This is a genomic window from Paenibacillus sp. J31R30 (assembly GCF_059692115.1).
The window spans coordinates 839,493-855,431 of record NZ_JCAUAV010000002.1 but is presented as its reverse complement, the minus strand read 5'-3'; the positions used below and the strand labels follow the sequence as shown (position 1 = coordinate 855,431).

At 43.3% G+C, this 15,939-nt stretch carries 10 protein-coding genes; all 10 read right to left on the bottom strand.

Annotated elements, in window-relative coordinates:
• Positions 1 to 19: 19 nt before the first annotated feature.
• On the bottom strand, positions 20 to 1,315 hold the full coding sequence (locus AC58QO_RS09675; protein ID WP_497265081.1) for an ABC transporter substrate-binding protein: 1,296 nt from the start codon (positions 1,313 to 1,315) through the stop codon (positions 20 to 22).
• A gap of 129 nt (positions 1,316 to 1,444) precedes the next feature.
• Positions 1,445 to 2,509 carry a response regulator transcription factor gene (locus AC58QO_RS09670; RefSeq protein ID WP_497265080.1) on the bottom strand — a complete coding sequence of 355 codons (1,065 nt, stop codon included), beginning with the start codon at positions 2,507 to 2,509 and terminating at the stop codon, positions 1,445 to 1,447.
• Positions 2,506 to 4,296 carry a sensor histidine kinase gene (locus AC58QO_RS09665; protein ID WP_497265079.1) on the bottom strand — a complete coding sequence of 597 codons (1,791 nt, stop codon included), beginning with the start codon at positions 4,294 to 4,296 and terminating at the stop codon, positions 2,506 to 2,508. The genes AC58QO_RS09670 and AC58QO_RS09665 overlap by 4 nt, the downstream gene beginning before the upstream one ends.
• 271 nt (positions 4,297 to 4,567) lie before the next feature.
• Positions 4,568 to 5,224, bottom strand: coding sequence for a DUF4386 domain-containing protein (locus AC58QO_RS09660; RefSeq protein WP_497265078.1), 657 nt, complete (start codon positions 5,222 to 5,224; stop codon positions 4,568 to 4,570).
• Between the two features lie 65 nt (positions 5,225 to 5,289).
• Positions 5,290 to 7,434: a helix-turn-helix transcriptional regulator gene (locus AC58QO_RS09655; RefSeq protein WP_497265077.1), complete on the bottom strand. Its 2,145-nt coding sequence runs from the start codon at positions 7,432 to 7,434 to the stop codon at positions 5,290 to 5,292.
• A gap of 219 nt (positions 7,435 to 7,653) precedes the next feature.
• On the bottom strand, positions 7,654 to 9,954 hold the full coding sequence (locus tag AC58QO_RS09650; protein WP_497265076.1) for a discoidin domain-containing protein: 2,301 nt from the start codon (positions 9,952 to 9,954) through the stop codon (positions 7,654 to 7,656).
• Positions 9,955 to 9,994: 40 nt separating this feature from the next.
• The gene (locus tag AC58QO_RS09645) at positions 9,995 to 12,655 is read right to left on the bottom strand and encodes a discoidin domain-containing protein (protein ID WP_497265075.1); all 2,661 of its coding nucleotides are present in this window, start codon (positions 12,653 to 12,655) and stop codon (positions 9,995 to 9,997) included.
• A gap of 36 nt (positions 12,656 to 12,691) precedes the next feature.
• The gene (locus tag AC58QO_RS09640; protein WP_497265074.1) at positions 12,692 to 13,546 is read right to left on the bottom strand and encodes a carbohydrate ABC transporter permease; all 855 of its coding nucleotides are present in this window, start codon (positions 13,544 to 13,546) and stop codon (positions 12,692 to 12,694) included.
• Between the two features lie 24 nt (positions 13,547 to 13,570).
• Complete coding sequence (locus AC58QO_RS09635) at positions 13,571 to 14,458, bottom strand: carbohydrate ABC transporter permease (RefSeq protein ID WP_497265073.1); 888 nt, start codon at positions 14,456 to 14,458, stop codon at positions 13,571 to 13,573.
• 93 nt (positions 14,459 to 14,551) lie between these two features.
• Positions 14,552 to 15,928: an ABC transporter substrate-binding protein gene (locus tag AC58QO_RS09630; RefSeq protein WP_497265072.1), complete on the bottom strand. Its 1,377-nt coding sequence runs from the start codon at positions 15,926 to 15,928 to the stop codon at positions 14,552 to 14,554.
• Between the last annotated feature and the right edge of the window lie 11 nt (positions 15,929 to 15,939).

Genomic DNA, 15,939 nt, shown 5'->3' with positions numbered 1-15,939 from the left:
ACAATATGTCTTCCATTTTTTATTTTTTATTTGCTATGGCATTTGCATCTTTCCAGGTTTTATCCAGATCCTTGATTACATCATCTGCAGACATTTTCTTGTTAAAATAGGCTTGAAGCGCTTTGCCTGATTCATCCTTCACTGCCGCTGGAATCTGAGGATCTTTATAGGACTGTCCCTTGTTCACATAAACTGCAGCGTCCTCAACCCAAGGATAAGGTTTAAAAGAGTGGTTTTTGGACACTGGATTGAATTTCAATCCTTGGTACAGATCGTTAGACGCCTGATCATCCAAAATGAAATTCAGCAGATCTGCGGAAACTTCTTTATTCTTGCCTTGGGCAGCCATCGCCAAGGAAGTTGACACGGAAACATTGATTTGTGTTGATTTAGGATCATCATTGATAGGAAGAGGAGCAACCCCAAATTCGAACTTATCGTTAGCTTTCAAAATGCTGTTCGCATCCCATGGTCCTTGTACCCACATAGCTGCTTTGCCGGCAGCAAAATCAGCAGCTCCGTCATCGTTGCCTACTTCAAATACACGATCTGTTCCGTTGCTGTTAACAAGATCGATGATACCGAACATATCTTTCACTTCTGCAAAGCTTCCTTGATTTTTATTCATTTTATCAACAAAATCCTTATGGCTTGAATTGCCTAATCCACCAACCGTTAGCGGCAAGAATAACTGAGGAATCCAGCTTTCTTTGTAGCTGAGCAAAAACGGCTTGATTTTTTTGTCATTTAATGTTTGTACAACTGTCTTCATTTCTGTCAAAGTGGACGGCGGTTTAATACCTAGATCCTTGAAGATTTTTTTGTTGTAGAGATAACCCCATGCCAAGCTTTCCATAGGAACCGCTACTACTTTATTGTCGATAGTCACGAGTGTCTTGATGCCATCAATGAGCTTACCGGAAAGCGGTTGTTTCGTTAAATCTTCCAAATATCCCGCTTTGTAGTAGTCAGGAATGTCGTTCACGGCATGAAGGCTGAATATATCAGGTACGTCGCCAGTTGCTAAACGAGTTTTCAAAATTTGAGTTGAATTATCAGAGCCTGGATACTCAGTGTTGATCGTAACCTCGATATTTTTTTCCTTCTTCTCTTTCTTAGCAAATTCAGCGAAGTACTTCTCGAATTGATCACGAAAACGGTCCAAGCCGCCAAGAAATACCTTCAATTCCACTTTTTTAGGCGCAACCTCGCTTTTCGACGTGTTGCTGCTTTTTCCAGCGGTTGAAGTTTCTGAACAAGCTACTGTGGTTCCTAGCATCATCATAGCAACAATCATTGCAAGTGCTTTCTTCATTTTTTAGCCTCCCCTTATAATGATAACGCTTACGAGTCCTAGTATACTTGAGAAAGCGCCACCATTCATTGGACAGAAAATGCATCTCTGACTGGACAATATTGATATCATTGGACTGACTTTTGCTCGCTAATCATCCTGTCTAATCTGAGAAGGTGTCATTCCTGTCATTTTTTTGAATATACGGTGGAAATAAGTAAGATCTGAATAGCCGACTGCTTCTGCTGCGCTCTTGATAGATACGGAAGAGTCCTGAAGAAGCTGGTAAGCTTTTTCGATCCTTTTGGTAATTAAGTAATCCATTACGGTAACACCGACTTCTTGTTTAAAGGTACGGGATAGATGCTCCTTGCTGACAAAGAATTTACTTGCAATGCTTCCAAGACTCACTTGCTCCGCATAGGAAAGTTCAAGATACTTCCGAATCTCGTCGATATTGATCCGCGTTTTATTTTTCCTTTGGTAAATTAATTCTTCCAAGCTCCCAACATATGTGGAGGACAACACATCGATCCACTCGGACACTGGCGTATCATCCGAAACAAAAAAATGACTGGCGCTCGCTTGAGCTTCAGACGTTAATTCGCTTCCTGAAAGGGCAAATTGCTCCTCCAAAATCAACATGAATTGCTTGTAAAGCGAGTTATTCAAGCCAGGCTGCAGGATCTCTTGATCGCTCAAAGTTTGCTCCAACCGCTTAAAGCTCTTCTTGACCGCCTCGGTGTTCATCTCATGAAAATTTCTGGTGACGTTGTGCTTCGCCTCGGTGATGATTTTCAATAACTGCTTATCCAGTGGCTTGGCAGCATGGATTCCCCTTGTTACGCCCAACTCTCGAACTGCTTTCTCCAAAGCACGATTCAGCTCTTCCTGATTGATTGGCTTTATCAGGTATTCATCTACTTTGGATAAAATAGCCTGTTTCGTATACGTGAAATCATCAAATCCGCTAATTACAATTTTGCGGATAAACGGATAGTCTTCACTTATTTTTTGCAGAAGATGAGCTCCGTCCATGCCTCGCATTTTCATGTCCGTAATGACAATTTCAGGGTGTATCTGCGCTATGATATTGAGGCCGCTAAGCCCATCCTCTGCTTCCTCAATCTGATTGATGCCTAGACGCTCCCAATCAGCCAAATGCCGGATGCTATTGCGGACCCAGAACTCATCATCAATAATGACAGCTTTCATTGTAAAGGCTCCTCTCCTTTGATGATTGCCGGAATAACAACTTTGACAGTCGTTCCGACGCCTTTCGAGCTTGTGACAAACATACCGTATTCTTGACCGAAAATAAGCTTAATCCGCGAATTCACATTGTTCATTCCCATACTTTCCCCAAATCCTTGATCCTCACCGCCATCGCTTAACTGTCGCCGGATTTCCTCTAAACGCTCCTCATCAATGCCTAGACCGTTATCTTCAATACTTATCTCAATTTCATCCATCATCTTTTCCACTCTGATGGTTACCATCCATTGTTCCATCTTGCCTTCCAAACCATGGACGAAACAATTCTCGACAATGGGCTGGAGTATAAATTTGGGAAGCTCGTAAATTCCGCAGTCATCTTCGATGTCAATTTGAATATGAATCATGTCCTGAAAGCGCAATTTTTGAATTTGCAAGTAGTTAGTAACATGCTCTATTTCGTCAGCAACTGTAACGAGATCTGATTTCATTTTGATCGTATAACGAAATAACTCGCTAAGGGCTCTGACATGCTCATAAATTTCAGGCGCATTTCGAGAGAGGGCAACCCCACCAATGGATTGTAGCGCATTATACAGAAAATGAGGATTAATCTGTGCCTGCATTGCTTTCAGTTGTGCAGTCCTTTTCTCAATTTTACTTTTATACTCAATTTGAATCAGTTCTTTAATTTTTTGAAGCATGGAATTAAACCGTCTCTCAAGTGTACCGATCTCATCGCTTCGTATCTTATCGACACCCACGTTGAAATTTTGGTGCTCCACGGCTTTCATCGACCTCGTCAGTCGAATAATCGGTTTCGTGGTGAAATAAGCAATTACAACAGAAAGGATAATAGCTAGAAGAATAGAGACCATAGCTGTATAAAAACTAAAACTTAGCGTTGTAGAAGCGCCTTGGTTTACATAGCTGATCGGGATAAATTTCACGATCCATAACTCGGCCGATGCAACTGGCTGATAAAACAGAATTCCTTGCTTGGATTCGATAAAGCCAGGTTCCATTGGACTATGAATCACCTTTTCCAGCATTTCTTGGTCAATCGTCGTTTGCTGCGGGTACGGATTGTACATGATCTTTCCTTGAGCATCCAAAATATGCACAATACTGTTGGGTTCCGAATGAATCATACCCATGACATTATCCATGAACCTCCATCTTACTTCCATGGACACTCCGCCGAGAATCTTATGGTCTTCAAACCGATTCATGCTTCGTACCAATGTAAAATAATTGTGTGCAGATCCCACAATCTTATTTACCGTTTGATGTTCCTTGGCTAAATCTCTCCAATCCCCCACGGGAGTATCCAATAAATCCGTTGATCGAACGGCATCTTTATCGACGATATACATGCGCTGGCTATCATTCAGATAAAGAGAGATCCGAACTATACTATTATTGTTGGCAACATACAGAGATCTTAGCTTTTCATCAATATATAGTTTCCCTGCATCTAGACCGTTCCCATCGTTCATAGTCTCACCTCTGTTCATCGGAAACAGGTTCTGATCCATGAGAAGGGAATACACCACCGAATGCAGCAGACTAATTTTTTCATCAAAATATTTACCAGCCCAATCCATTCTTGACTCGTTCGAGCGTATAATCTCCAGACTTAGTGATTGCTTGGTGGTCTTTGCAGCAAAAATCGAAACTAAGGTCAAAGGCAGGACAGCGATAATCACCATCAAAATCATAAGCTTGTATCTCATACTCATCTGAAAAGGAATGAGAAGACGCCGTGTCATATTTCTAAGTGCCATGTGTCGATCCCCTTTTATTATTGTTAAGCAGAGTGGATAAAACTTGATTATATGACAGTAAAAAAGCCGGCCCACGGCCGGCTTTTATTGAGCTATACTTCACCGAAGTTCACAACCCGTCGGCACGGCTAGAAGCGTTCAAGTGATCGTCCCCCGAACAATTCTTCGCATTGACCACGCCTTTATTTAATCTTTATATTATTAAGAATTTGTTATGCCAACGTTAACTAGATAATAAGATTTTGTAAATGCTCACTATGGGAAGCTTAGGTTAGACAGAACCTCGAAAATTAAATCCCCTAACCATAAGCCAAACGGGAAAAATGATTTCGAATACCGCTCCTGGAATATACAGAACGGGTCCAATAGCTTGGCCGGCGATCGCCAGACAGCTGCTTGCCAACAATGCCACATAGCCGATAAAACCGATGACGGACAAAAATCGTGGAACCAACTTCGATCGATAGAGGATATAACAAAATAACAAGCTGCCCAAGCTCAGCACGGTCATGGCCATCTCAAAGAACATAAAATGAGCTTCTACCGCTAAATTTCCTAGTGTTTGAAAGTAAGAATCACCGGAAGTTCCTGCGGCAATGAAATCTTTGCTCAGCACGATGAGTACAAGTGGACCGATTAAACTTATGATGAGCAAAGAAGATTCGATGATCCGAGAACCAAAGTACCCCAGCGCAAACGCTTCGTTATACTTCTTTAAAATGGGGTAAAGAAGCATGGCAATCCCAACAACCGCTACAGCGTTTATGAACTCCAAAAATAATCCAACAACCACGTTTGTTCGATCAGGATACAGACCGGCGAGAAAATCCGGCCGATGTAGAACAGGATCCAGAAACCCGTTGCCTATCATGAATGCACCCGTCGCCACCAGAAACAATGCCCCTACCAATCTTGCAATCTTTTTCATGTTTATCTCCTCTAGGTTCTTTTATTAGCAGTATACCTTGATGAGGAGTGGGATCTGTAGACACTTTAGTGTGGTTTATGGGTGTTCGGGAATAAATTCAGCTCACTGGCACGGGCGATCGCTTCTGTGCGTCTTTGCACTTGCAGTTTCTCGAAAATCCTGCGATTGTGCCCCTTGACCGTGTCTAAGGCCAAGAAGAGTTTCTCGCCAATCTCCCGGTTCGAGAGTCCTTTGGCGATGAGCCCAAGCACCTCGATTTCACGTTGGCTGAGCGGCTCGAACAGGCGTTCCTTCATTCCGTGTTCCAGGACCAAGCGTACACGCTCCAGACCGAGTTGCGCTTCACGGAGTGCCGGAAGCGGCAGATCGCCGGCCAGCCGCTGAGCCCTTTGGTAACTTTGCGCAGCCAAATCGGGCTGATTTTCCGCTTCCTGTATTTGACCTAGTCCGATAATGGCCATGATAGCCATCAGTTGATGTCCCATCGTTTGGCTGTTCGAGATGGTTTCGTTATAGGCATCACGAGCTCCGGCATGGTCTCCTAGCCGTTGGCACGCGACACCCAGCATCCAAGCGGCTGCCGTCCGAACAGGGAGATTATCTGGATGCAGATACTCCAATGCACGGCGTGACTGGGCAACAACGTTGTCTATTTCGTATTTTCCGCCAATCCAAGTATCTCTTGCAGGGGCAATGAGTCCGACAATTTCATCGGTCTTGTCTTCGGGCTCCGTGCTTTGCATGGCCGCTTCGGCTACCTGTAATTTTAGATCGACAGCATCAGGATTACCGGCCATCATCAACGATGCCAATGTAGCCCGGGTCGCAGCAATCAGTCCGATCAGGTTCCTGATGCTGACGTCCTGTTCCACGCCTTGCAGAGCAGCCTCTGCCGCTCGAAGTTTATGTTCAACACCCGTCGGCTTGCCCGCGATCAGTAGAGCTGAACCATACATCACCCATAACGCGGGTCTAGCGTCTAGTTCCACGGCAGGCAAGGACTCTAACCAGTTCAATGCAATGCCCGCAGCCCCCCGAAGATGCAGCGGCATCCCTTCGCCTTCAAGCAGTCGTGCGGCGCGCTCGATGTCACGGGATTCCACGCCATGGCGAAACGCTTCTATCTCGAGGTTATTATCTTCATACCAGACACTTGCTCGTTTATGCAATTCCGCGATATTGCTCCCGTCCAGACTTTCCTGCAGCCGTCTGCGGAGTAAATCGGCAAACAAATGGTGATAACGAAACCAACGTCGTTCATTGTCCAAGGGAATAACGAACAAGTTTTTGCGTTCAAGATAGATTAAGGTTTCATTACCGGAAATCGCGGGGTCGAGCATAACTTCATCGCAAAGAGAACCGCACAGGCTGTCGAGAATCGATGTGCGCAGTAAAAAGGTCTGTATTGCTTCGGGTTGCCGTTGCAGGACTTCTTCCACTAGATAATCCAGTACGAAATGATGGCTTCCGGTGAAAGACTGAATGAATTGATCATCACCGTGATCTCCCTGTATGGAGATCGCAGCCAAGTGCAGGCCCGCAACCCAGCCTTCTGTGCGTGCTTCCAACGCAGCTATTTTATCCATGGACAGGTTTAGGTCCATTACTTTGTTCAGAAATCCTTTTGCTTCCTTTAGAGTAAATCTCAAGTCGGCTGCGCGTAACTCGGTCAATTGGTCACGAACCCGCAATCGAGCCAGCGGAATACGCGGATCCTCGCGGGTCGTCATGACAACGTGCATCTGCGTGGGAAGATGGTCAAGCAGGAAGGACACAGCATCGTCGACCGGTTTAGAACTCGCCGAGTGATAATCGTCAAGTACGAGTAAGAAAGGAGCTGGAATGACCGCGATTTCATTAAGAAGAGCTGTCAGAATCGACTCGGTCGGCACCGGTTGAGGAGATTGAAGCACAGCAAGTACACCTTGTCCTATATTCTCCGAAACTGTCTGTAGAGAGGAGATTATACAGGTTAAAAAACGGTGAAGTTCATTGTCCCCATCTTCGAGCGAGAGCCATGCCGCAGGCCGTTCGCAGTCTGCGAGCCATTCACAAACTAATGTAGTTTTGCCATAGCCCGCAGGTGCAGAGATAAGTGTCAATTTGCGATGAAGGCCCTTACTCAGCCTTTCGGTCAATCGCCGGCGGAGAACCACTTTCGGTCGCGGCGGGGGGATATAAAATTTGGTGGTCATAATAGGCGAATACATAATTTTATCTTACCACCGCCAATTTCCATTATCGAATGGTTATATATTGGTTATAGTACTTCTCAACGTTAGCCAAATATATAAGAAGTAATTCTACGCTGATTCTCAACAATCCTGCCCTTTAATTGAGAAAACGGCAGTCCTTATGCAGGCTGCCGTTTCTTCATGTTTATTGAGCTATCGTTCCTCGTTCTCAAATCGGTAGGTACAATAATCCCCTTAATTGATCGTAATCTGTGAAAGCTCTGTATCATATGGAGCAAATGTACTTGTTAACTCAACCTTTAAATAATTCGTACCGACAGGAATCGTTCCAGTATTCGTGAAATTCGTTCTATACCAATTACTTTGAGTGGCAACCAACGTATCGTGCGTTGAGCTAATTAACGTCCATGTTGAACCATCCGGTGATGAATAAAACTTGATCTTGGTCAAGTCTGCACCAAATTCGTATATTTTTGCACTGAACGATGTAAGACCTGCTTTGTTATAAACAATCGTTCCAGTTCCGGTATTATTCCGCGAAGCCCGTGAAGTATCCCCTTCAAAATACTCTGGACTCGTAGCGTCTAAGATCATATTTGCGCTGTGTGAATACGTATTAGACCAATCCGTAAGATTATCTGTAAGTGGTGTTGCTGGAGGTGTACCACTCCCACCACCCGTGTTGTAAACTTCCAATTCCCAGAAAGAGCTTCCATATGGTGTTGCTCGTGTAGTTAATAGGATCTTCACATATCTAGCACTCGTCGGGGAAAACGTTATGGTGTCAATGCCTCCATCACCAGTAGTTGTTGTAAACTGAGATGTGAAATTGACATTATCCGTTGAGGTTTGAATGGTATATGCCGTGTCGTAGGCTGCTTCCCAATTGACAACAACCTTATCAATGGTCTTTGCAGCTCCCAGATCTACTTGATACCATTCATTGTTCAAGGATGCACTTCCCCAACGTGTACCTAAGTTGCCATCCACGGACTTTTGCACATCAGCTGGAAAGCTGGAGGCGGTTGCTGTACGATTTAATGCGAGATTGATGGGTGTTTCGGCAGCCGCATTATATAATTCAAACTCTTTCATATTTACGCCGCTAGCTCCGCTTTTTGCGGTGAATAGTAACTTTACATATTTTTTTGTCACGGCTGTAAAAGAGATATCATCCGTTCCGCCATTGCCCGCTGTTTCCGTATAGGCATCCGTGTACGTGGTTCCGTCGTCTGAAACTTGGATCTTATACTGCGTTGCGTAGGTATTCCCCCATTTGATCACCATACGATTCATCGCCTTACTTGTTCCAAGATTAGCTTGAATCCATTCATTGTTTGTGGTAGCTCCTGTCCAGCTATCATTTAAATTTCCGTTATTTACATTGGACGCAGTGCCTGAGCTCGAAGAAGCTGTTATTGTTTGTGAGAGCGCTAAATTATCTTTATCTCTGATTTTTTTGGCAGCCCGAATGGAAAATCCAGCTTCCATGTTGTAGTAAGGCCACTGATGCCCCGTCGTAATATAAGATTCCTTTATGTTGTTAAGAAAGGTATTCACACGTGTAGAGTCTGCCATTAAACTACCAGAATAAGCCAAAATTGCCCATGGGAATGCATCCGGTGTACTTAAACTAGGCCATCCTGGGTAATTACTGTTCAAGCTGCCATATAGACTGATCGCTCGTGCACTGGTTGGCAGAATAACCCCCGTCCAAATCGGAAAAACCTGCGCTGTTGCATCTGCATAGAACACACCCCAGTTCGAAGGCTGACCCGCTGAACTGTTATAATTATTATTTCCGGTATTCCATAAGGATTCGATTCCGGTTGTATTTAGACTTTTCTTCCCTGAATAGTAAGTCCCTTTCGTTGAATCCCCCAATACGTTATTTTCCAGCCATGCCATACTAGCTAAGCCTTCATTTACCTCGACATTATCCATTAAATACTTAATTTGATAGTCTGGCTTTGAATAAGTCAAACCATCCGCTTGGAGAGTCGCTATAGAACCATCCACAGCCATTTCAATCTTAGCTTTATTGTTGATAAGTAATGTACTATCTCCGCTTACCTCAACATATTTCTTCAACATCGTTGCAAATGTTGTCCCATAGGAATCTGTAGAATCATAACCTCCAGACGAAGTTTCCACCCCAGTACTCGCATTTGCGTAATAGACGTAGACCGAGCCATTGATTCCGTTATAATCAGGTTGGTTCAAATGGTTAAAATACCAATTAATCCAGTTTTTCGCTACAAGAATATTAGCCGCTGAAGGATTCTCCAGCATTCCAATGACAGCCAGGTTCGCAAAATAAGGCTCAATTTTATAACTCGCTGCCCCAGATGGCGGTGGCCACGGAAATGTATTCGTTTTGGAAACCACAATAGCCCCCGATGGCTGCTGCAATCCTGCGATCCAATTGGATTCACTTTCAATTACACCTGAATAATCTACATACGCAAAGGAGATGGAAGATGTGCTAACACTAAGAAGCAATACCATTAAAAAAGCGATTGTCTTTTTAAACATCAAAGAACACTCTCCCTTAATTCATGATTATTGCAAACTATTAATTATCGTTAAAGACGCCAATCTCCCAGAAAGAACTTCCCCACGGTGTTCCGCGTGTCGTACATAATATTTTCACATATCTTGCGTGGATTGCATCGAAAGTGACTGTGTCCGTGCCACCATCCCCCGTAGTTGTTGAATAAACAGTGCTGTAATTCACATCATCTGCCGATACTTGAATCGCATAACCGGAAGCGTAAGCTACTTCCCAGTCTAGCGTGACTCGATTCATCGTTTGCTCGGAACCTAAATCAATTCTGAACCACTGATCGTCCATAGCGTCACTTCCCCATCGGCTATTCGGATCTCCATCAATAGATCGATAGGCAATTTCTGAGTTTGTAGATGCAGTAGCTGATTTATTTAAAGCTAAATTTGGCGAGACAAAGAGATTGGATACATCCTTATAAACACTAGCTTCCCAAAACGAACTGCCATATGGTGTTGCACGCGTTGTACATAATATCCTCACATACCTCGCATCGATTAAAGGAAACACAATGATATTGGATCCGCCCGTCCCCGTTAGTGTCGAATACACCGATGTATATGTGTTACCATCCTTTGAAACTTCTATGGCATAGGCAGAATCATACGCATTCTCCCAGTCGATCTTTACTTGATTCATGCTTTGGACAGAGCCAAGATCGATTTGATACCATTGATGATCCTGCGGATCACTACTCCAGCGACTGCTTAAATCCCCATCTACAGACCGATTGCTGAATTCTGCTTGCGATGAAGCTGTTGTGTTTTTCATCAAAGCCAAATTTGCTAAATTTGAAGGATTAGAGGTGTCGTTATATACGCCAATCTCCCAAAATGAGCTGCCATAAGGTGTGGCTCGAGTCGTACATAAAACTCTGATGTACCTAGCCTCTCTTGTGGCAAATCGAAGCACGTCCGTACCGCCATCTCCCGCTGTCGTTGTATAAGCCACGCTGAAATTCACATTATCTGTGGATGTTTCTACGGTATATGCCTTGTCATAAGCTGCTTCCCAATCTATGGTAACTTTATTGACGGCTTTGATTTCTCCGAGATCAAGCTTATACCATTCATTGTCGGCTGCGTTGCTCGACCATCTTGTTGCGGCATTTCCATCAATGGACTTAGATGCGTTTTCAATGTCAGATGATGCTGTCGCCGTTTTGTTCAAGGCTAAATTAAGTTTGGGATTAGGCGGCGCCTGGTAGATCTCATGATAAATTTCCACTTCATTCAGCGCAGTTTTGTCTTCAGAATGGGCCAATTCAATTTTTACATATCTCGCCTGCACATCTGCAAAGCGAATATCGTCTGTCTTCCCATCTCCGTCAGCCGTTTCATACACAGTAGAGAATGCATTGGTATTCAATGAAACCAAGATCTTGTATTGATCTACAAAAGTTGACCCCCAATTCAATGCCACATGGTTAATTAATTGAGCACTCCCTAAATCTATGATCAGAGCGTCCGGTTTCTTAGATCCCTTCCAACTTGTCGTTAAATGACCATCATTCACAGGGGAAGGTGAGAATTTCTTGAGATTCCCTGAATCACTTACGGGTTTGTTTAGAGCCAGATTGGTTTGATCCCGCATCGTCTTCGCAGCTCGAATCGTGAATCCAGCCTCCATGTTATACCAAACCCACTTATGATTTTGATCCATATAGTCGGTTTTAATCTTCTGCAAGAACGTATCGACTCTATCCTTATCTCCCATTAATGCGGCTGTATAAGCAAGGATACTCCAAGGGAAATCATCCGATTTAATCAAATACGGCCAACCAGGGTGATATTGATTTAATCCCGCATAAATATCTAAGGCTCTTTGGCTTGACGGAGAGAGAATGCCATTCCAGATCGGAAACATTTGCGCCGTTGCATCTGGATAAAAAATATTCCAATTTGTCGTACCTGCACCCTCGTAAGCCTTATAATTGTTCGCAACACGATCCCAGAGTGTCCCCACTCCATTGAAGTTAGCAAGTTGCTTAGCTTCATAAGCTTGTGCCAAAGTCTCATCATTTAATATATGTCTCGTAAGCCATGCCGCACTTCGCAGCCCTTCATAGACTTCAGAGTTATCCATCAAATATTTAATCGCATAGTCCGGCTTTGCCAGCGTTAGCCCATTCACATCCATCGTTGCCAGCATGGCATCTGCAATTTGTTTAATTTTTGCTTTGTTCGTTGTAAGTACTTTTTTATCTCCGCCTTCACGCATGTATTTCTCCAATAACGTAAGGAAAGTACCCGCATAAGAATCCGTAGAATCATAGTAGTTTGAGCTTGTATATTGTTTTCTTGTAGCTTTATCAACGTAATACACATAAATCGTACCGTTCAGCCCATTATAATCCGGTGAATTCAAATGATTGAAATACCACTCGATCCATTTTTGACTAACCTTCAAATTAGCATCCGTAGCATGATCCAGCATTCCGATAACTGACAAATTAGCAAAGTACGGTTCCACCTTGTAGGATTCCACGCCTTGATACTGGAATGTTTTATCCCGAGTCATGACAATCGCTCCAGAAGGCTCCTGTAAGGAAGCAATCCAATTGGATTCAATCTCTATGATTTCTGAATAATTGACCTCAGCCTTACAAACAGCCGACCATCCCACAACCCCAAAAAAGGCGAGCGCAAACAGAAGTATGACTTTTCTCATAAAAAATCCCCCCTCATCTTCGATAATTTACCTTATTTATCCTTTGATTGCTCCTGATGTAATCCCTTGAATAAACTGCTTTTGCATCAATACATAAACAAGTATAACGGGTATGACCATAATGGCCATTGCTGCCATAAGCAGTTCATATTGTGTGGTATATTGTCCCACGAACACCGATAACCCCATTTGAATAGGCATTAATTTATTGTTGGAGAACATAACCAACGCAAGTAAAAACTCATTCCAGACGGAAAGCATATTCAGGATGACAATGGTCGCAATGGCTGGCCGGGCAAGCGGAATCATAATTTTATAATAAATTTGAAAGCTTCTAGCCCCATCGATAATGGCCGATTCTTCAATTTCTTTAGGCAATTCATCAAAGAAAGATTTGAGAATAAATATCGATATCGGCAAGCTTATCGCGATTAGAGGCAACATATATCCTAGTCGCGTATTCGCAAGTCCCAGATTACTTACGACAATAAATAAGGAAATAAAGGCACCTGGAACAGGAATCATCATCGTCCCCATAAAAACGAAATAAATCGGTTTCTTCGCGACCATTTCCAGTCTAGCTATCGCATAGGCTGCTAATGAAGCAATGAGAACAACACCAACTACCACAACAGTTGTATAAAACAAGCTATTTAGAACGTATAGTTTAAATCCGCCATAATTCCAAGCTTCAATATAATTTTTAAAGTTCAAAGCATTTCGCGGAATGAGGCTTGCATTCGTATAGATTTCATTCTTTTCTTTCAATGACGTTGATAGCATCCAGATGATCGGAAATAAAGAAATAACCGACCAGACCATAAGTAAAAGGTGGATGATCATTTTCACTCCCACGCTTGGTTTATTCGTTCGCGCAGTTCTGATTTCCATTGCATTCACTCCGATCCTCATCGATTATTCTTTTCTTTGCGATAGTTTGAGTTGGGTGTATGAAATTACAAATAGCATGGCTCCAAATATCACCGAAAATGCACTAGCTAAGCCAAAATTCGAGTTTTTAAAGGCTTCCCGATAAATTCGAATAGCGGGCACTTCCGTTGTATAGCCCGGACCTCCTAATGTCATGGCAAAGACTTGGTTGAAAATTTCCATCGCGCCAAGAATAGTTAGGATATTCACCATTGTATACACCCTTCTTAAGGAAGGAATGGTAATATGTATCAGCTTTTGTAATCTGCTCGCGCCATCTAAATCTGCTGCCTCATACAAATCCTTGGGCACACCCTGTAATCCAGCTAAAAATAAGATGAACGAACCGCCGACTCCCTGCCACATGGAAGTGACCGATACTGCGGTAAGGGCTGTTCCGGTTTCTGCAATCCAGCTATGCGTCCAGCTTTCCAGACCAATGAAAGTTAATAGACTATTCAGAAGTCCTGTCGGTTCATAAATCCATTTCCACACATAACCCACAACAATGCCTGACAGGATAGGCGGGATATAAAAAAGTACGCGATAAATCTTATTGCCTCGAATGCCAGAATGAACTGCTACGGATAAGAGCAAAGCAATTGAATTCATGAAGACAAGCGCCATCCCTGCAAAAAACAACCCATTACCAATCGCATGCCACCACACCGGATCTGTGATTGCGTTGATGTAATTCGTAAAGCCGATATAATTAACGTTGGGATTAACACCATTAGCATCAGTAAAGCTATACTGAAATGTTCGAAACAGCGGAAATAATGAAAATAATAAAAACAAAGCAACTGCAGGAGCCACGTAAAAAAGGTTCGCCCATTTCGTCGGTGCTCTGTTGTTTGAGATTGGATTACGCATGGTGCATAGTACCCTCCTTTTCGTGAGCATCCACTTACTTTTTAAATAGGCAAGGCTTAAGTCGATTCCCTTAAGCCTTGCCTGCAATCCTATTTATTTAACTGCAGCCTTACCTTTTTTCGTTGCATCTTCCATTTGCTTCACAACTTTCTCTGGTGTTGATTGCCCCAAAACAATAAGCTGAATCCCTTTTTGCATGACTGTTTCCGTATCGCCTAGAAATGCAATTGGTGAATCATAGACACTTGTCATTCCTTGTGCAAAGTTGACTAATGCATCAGGAAGTTTACCGCCAGCAGCTGCCGCTTCTTTGTTAGCAGGCAAATTGAAGCTGCTTGCTGAGTACTTCTGCTGCTGTTCTTTGGCTAATAGAAACTTCATGAATTTCAAGGTTTCTTCTTTGTGCTTCGTTCCTTGGCTGACCACGAGAGGTACTCCGACACCACCAGGAATTTTAATGTCACCGACAGCGCCGTCTGGTTTAGGCGGTAAGAAAGCATCATAATTTTTGAATGCAGCATTGGTTTGATTGAAAGCACCGATCGCCCATGAGCCATCGAATATCATCGCAACTTGCCCATTTGCAAACAATGTTTCTGCTTTAGGTAGATCCATGGTCGAAATACCAGGTGCGAACGCTTTATGTTTGGCTAATTCGGCATAGATACCAAGTACTTTTTCCCATGCAGAACCGACCATTGGCTCTAACCCCTGCTTCGTTGCTTTTAATTTTTCCTCACCAAGCAGCGCATACATGAATGGCTCTGTCATGGATGTCCCCACCCATGATCCAATACCAGTGGCAAATGGTGCGATGCCTTTTGCATTCAGCTTATCTACGGCGTCCAAGAATTCAGCCCATGTTTTCGGAGGCGCGGCAATGCCAGCTTTAGCAAATAAGTCTTTATTGTACATAAACTGCATGTTATTCGTATCCATCGGAAGCGCATAGGTACCAAAATCTTTCACTTTATAGGTATTACCTTCTTTATAGGAATACGTTTTTACAATATTTTCAGGAAATTTACCTATGATGTCTGTTGACTCTTTACCTAACTCCATGACGCTTTTCGTTTCGATAAATTTAGCCAGATCACCAGGTCCACCAGCTAATGTTAAAATATCAGGCAGTGAATTCGTTTGAGCTGCTGCAATGGTTTTCTCTTTAAAGCCGTCTCCACCAAATAATTGGATATCGACTTGAATCCCCGTTTGAGCCGTGAACTCCTTCGACATCTCTATCAATATATCCTTGCGATCCGTTAAATAGTGCCAGAACACGATTTTAACTGGATCTTTCTTTACTTCTGGTGTTGCGGTTGCAGCTGCTGGAGCAGCTGGAGTTGGTGTTGCAGCAACTTCTTTGGTAGGTTCGACTTTCGAGCCACAGCCTGCAAGCAGTGTAGTAAGCATGAAACCAACAAGTGTAAGAGATCCCCATTTCTTTTCTTTACCAGTAAATACGTTCATGGACTTAGCCC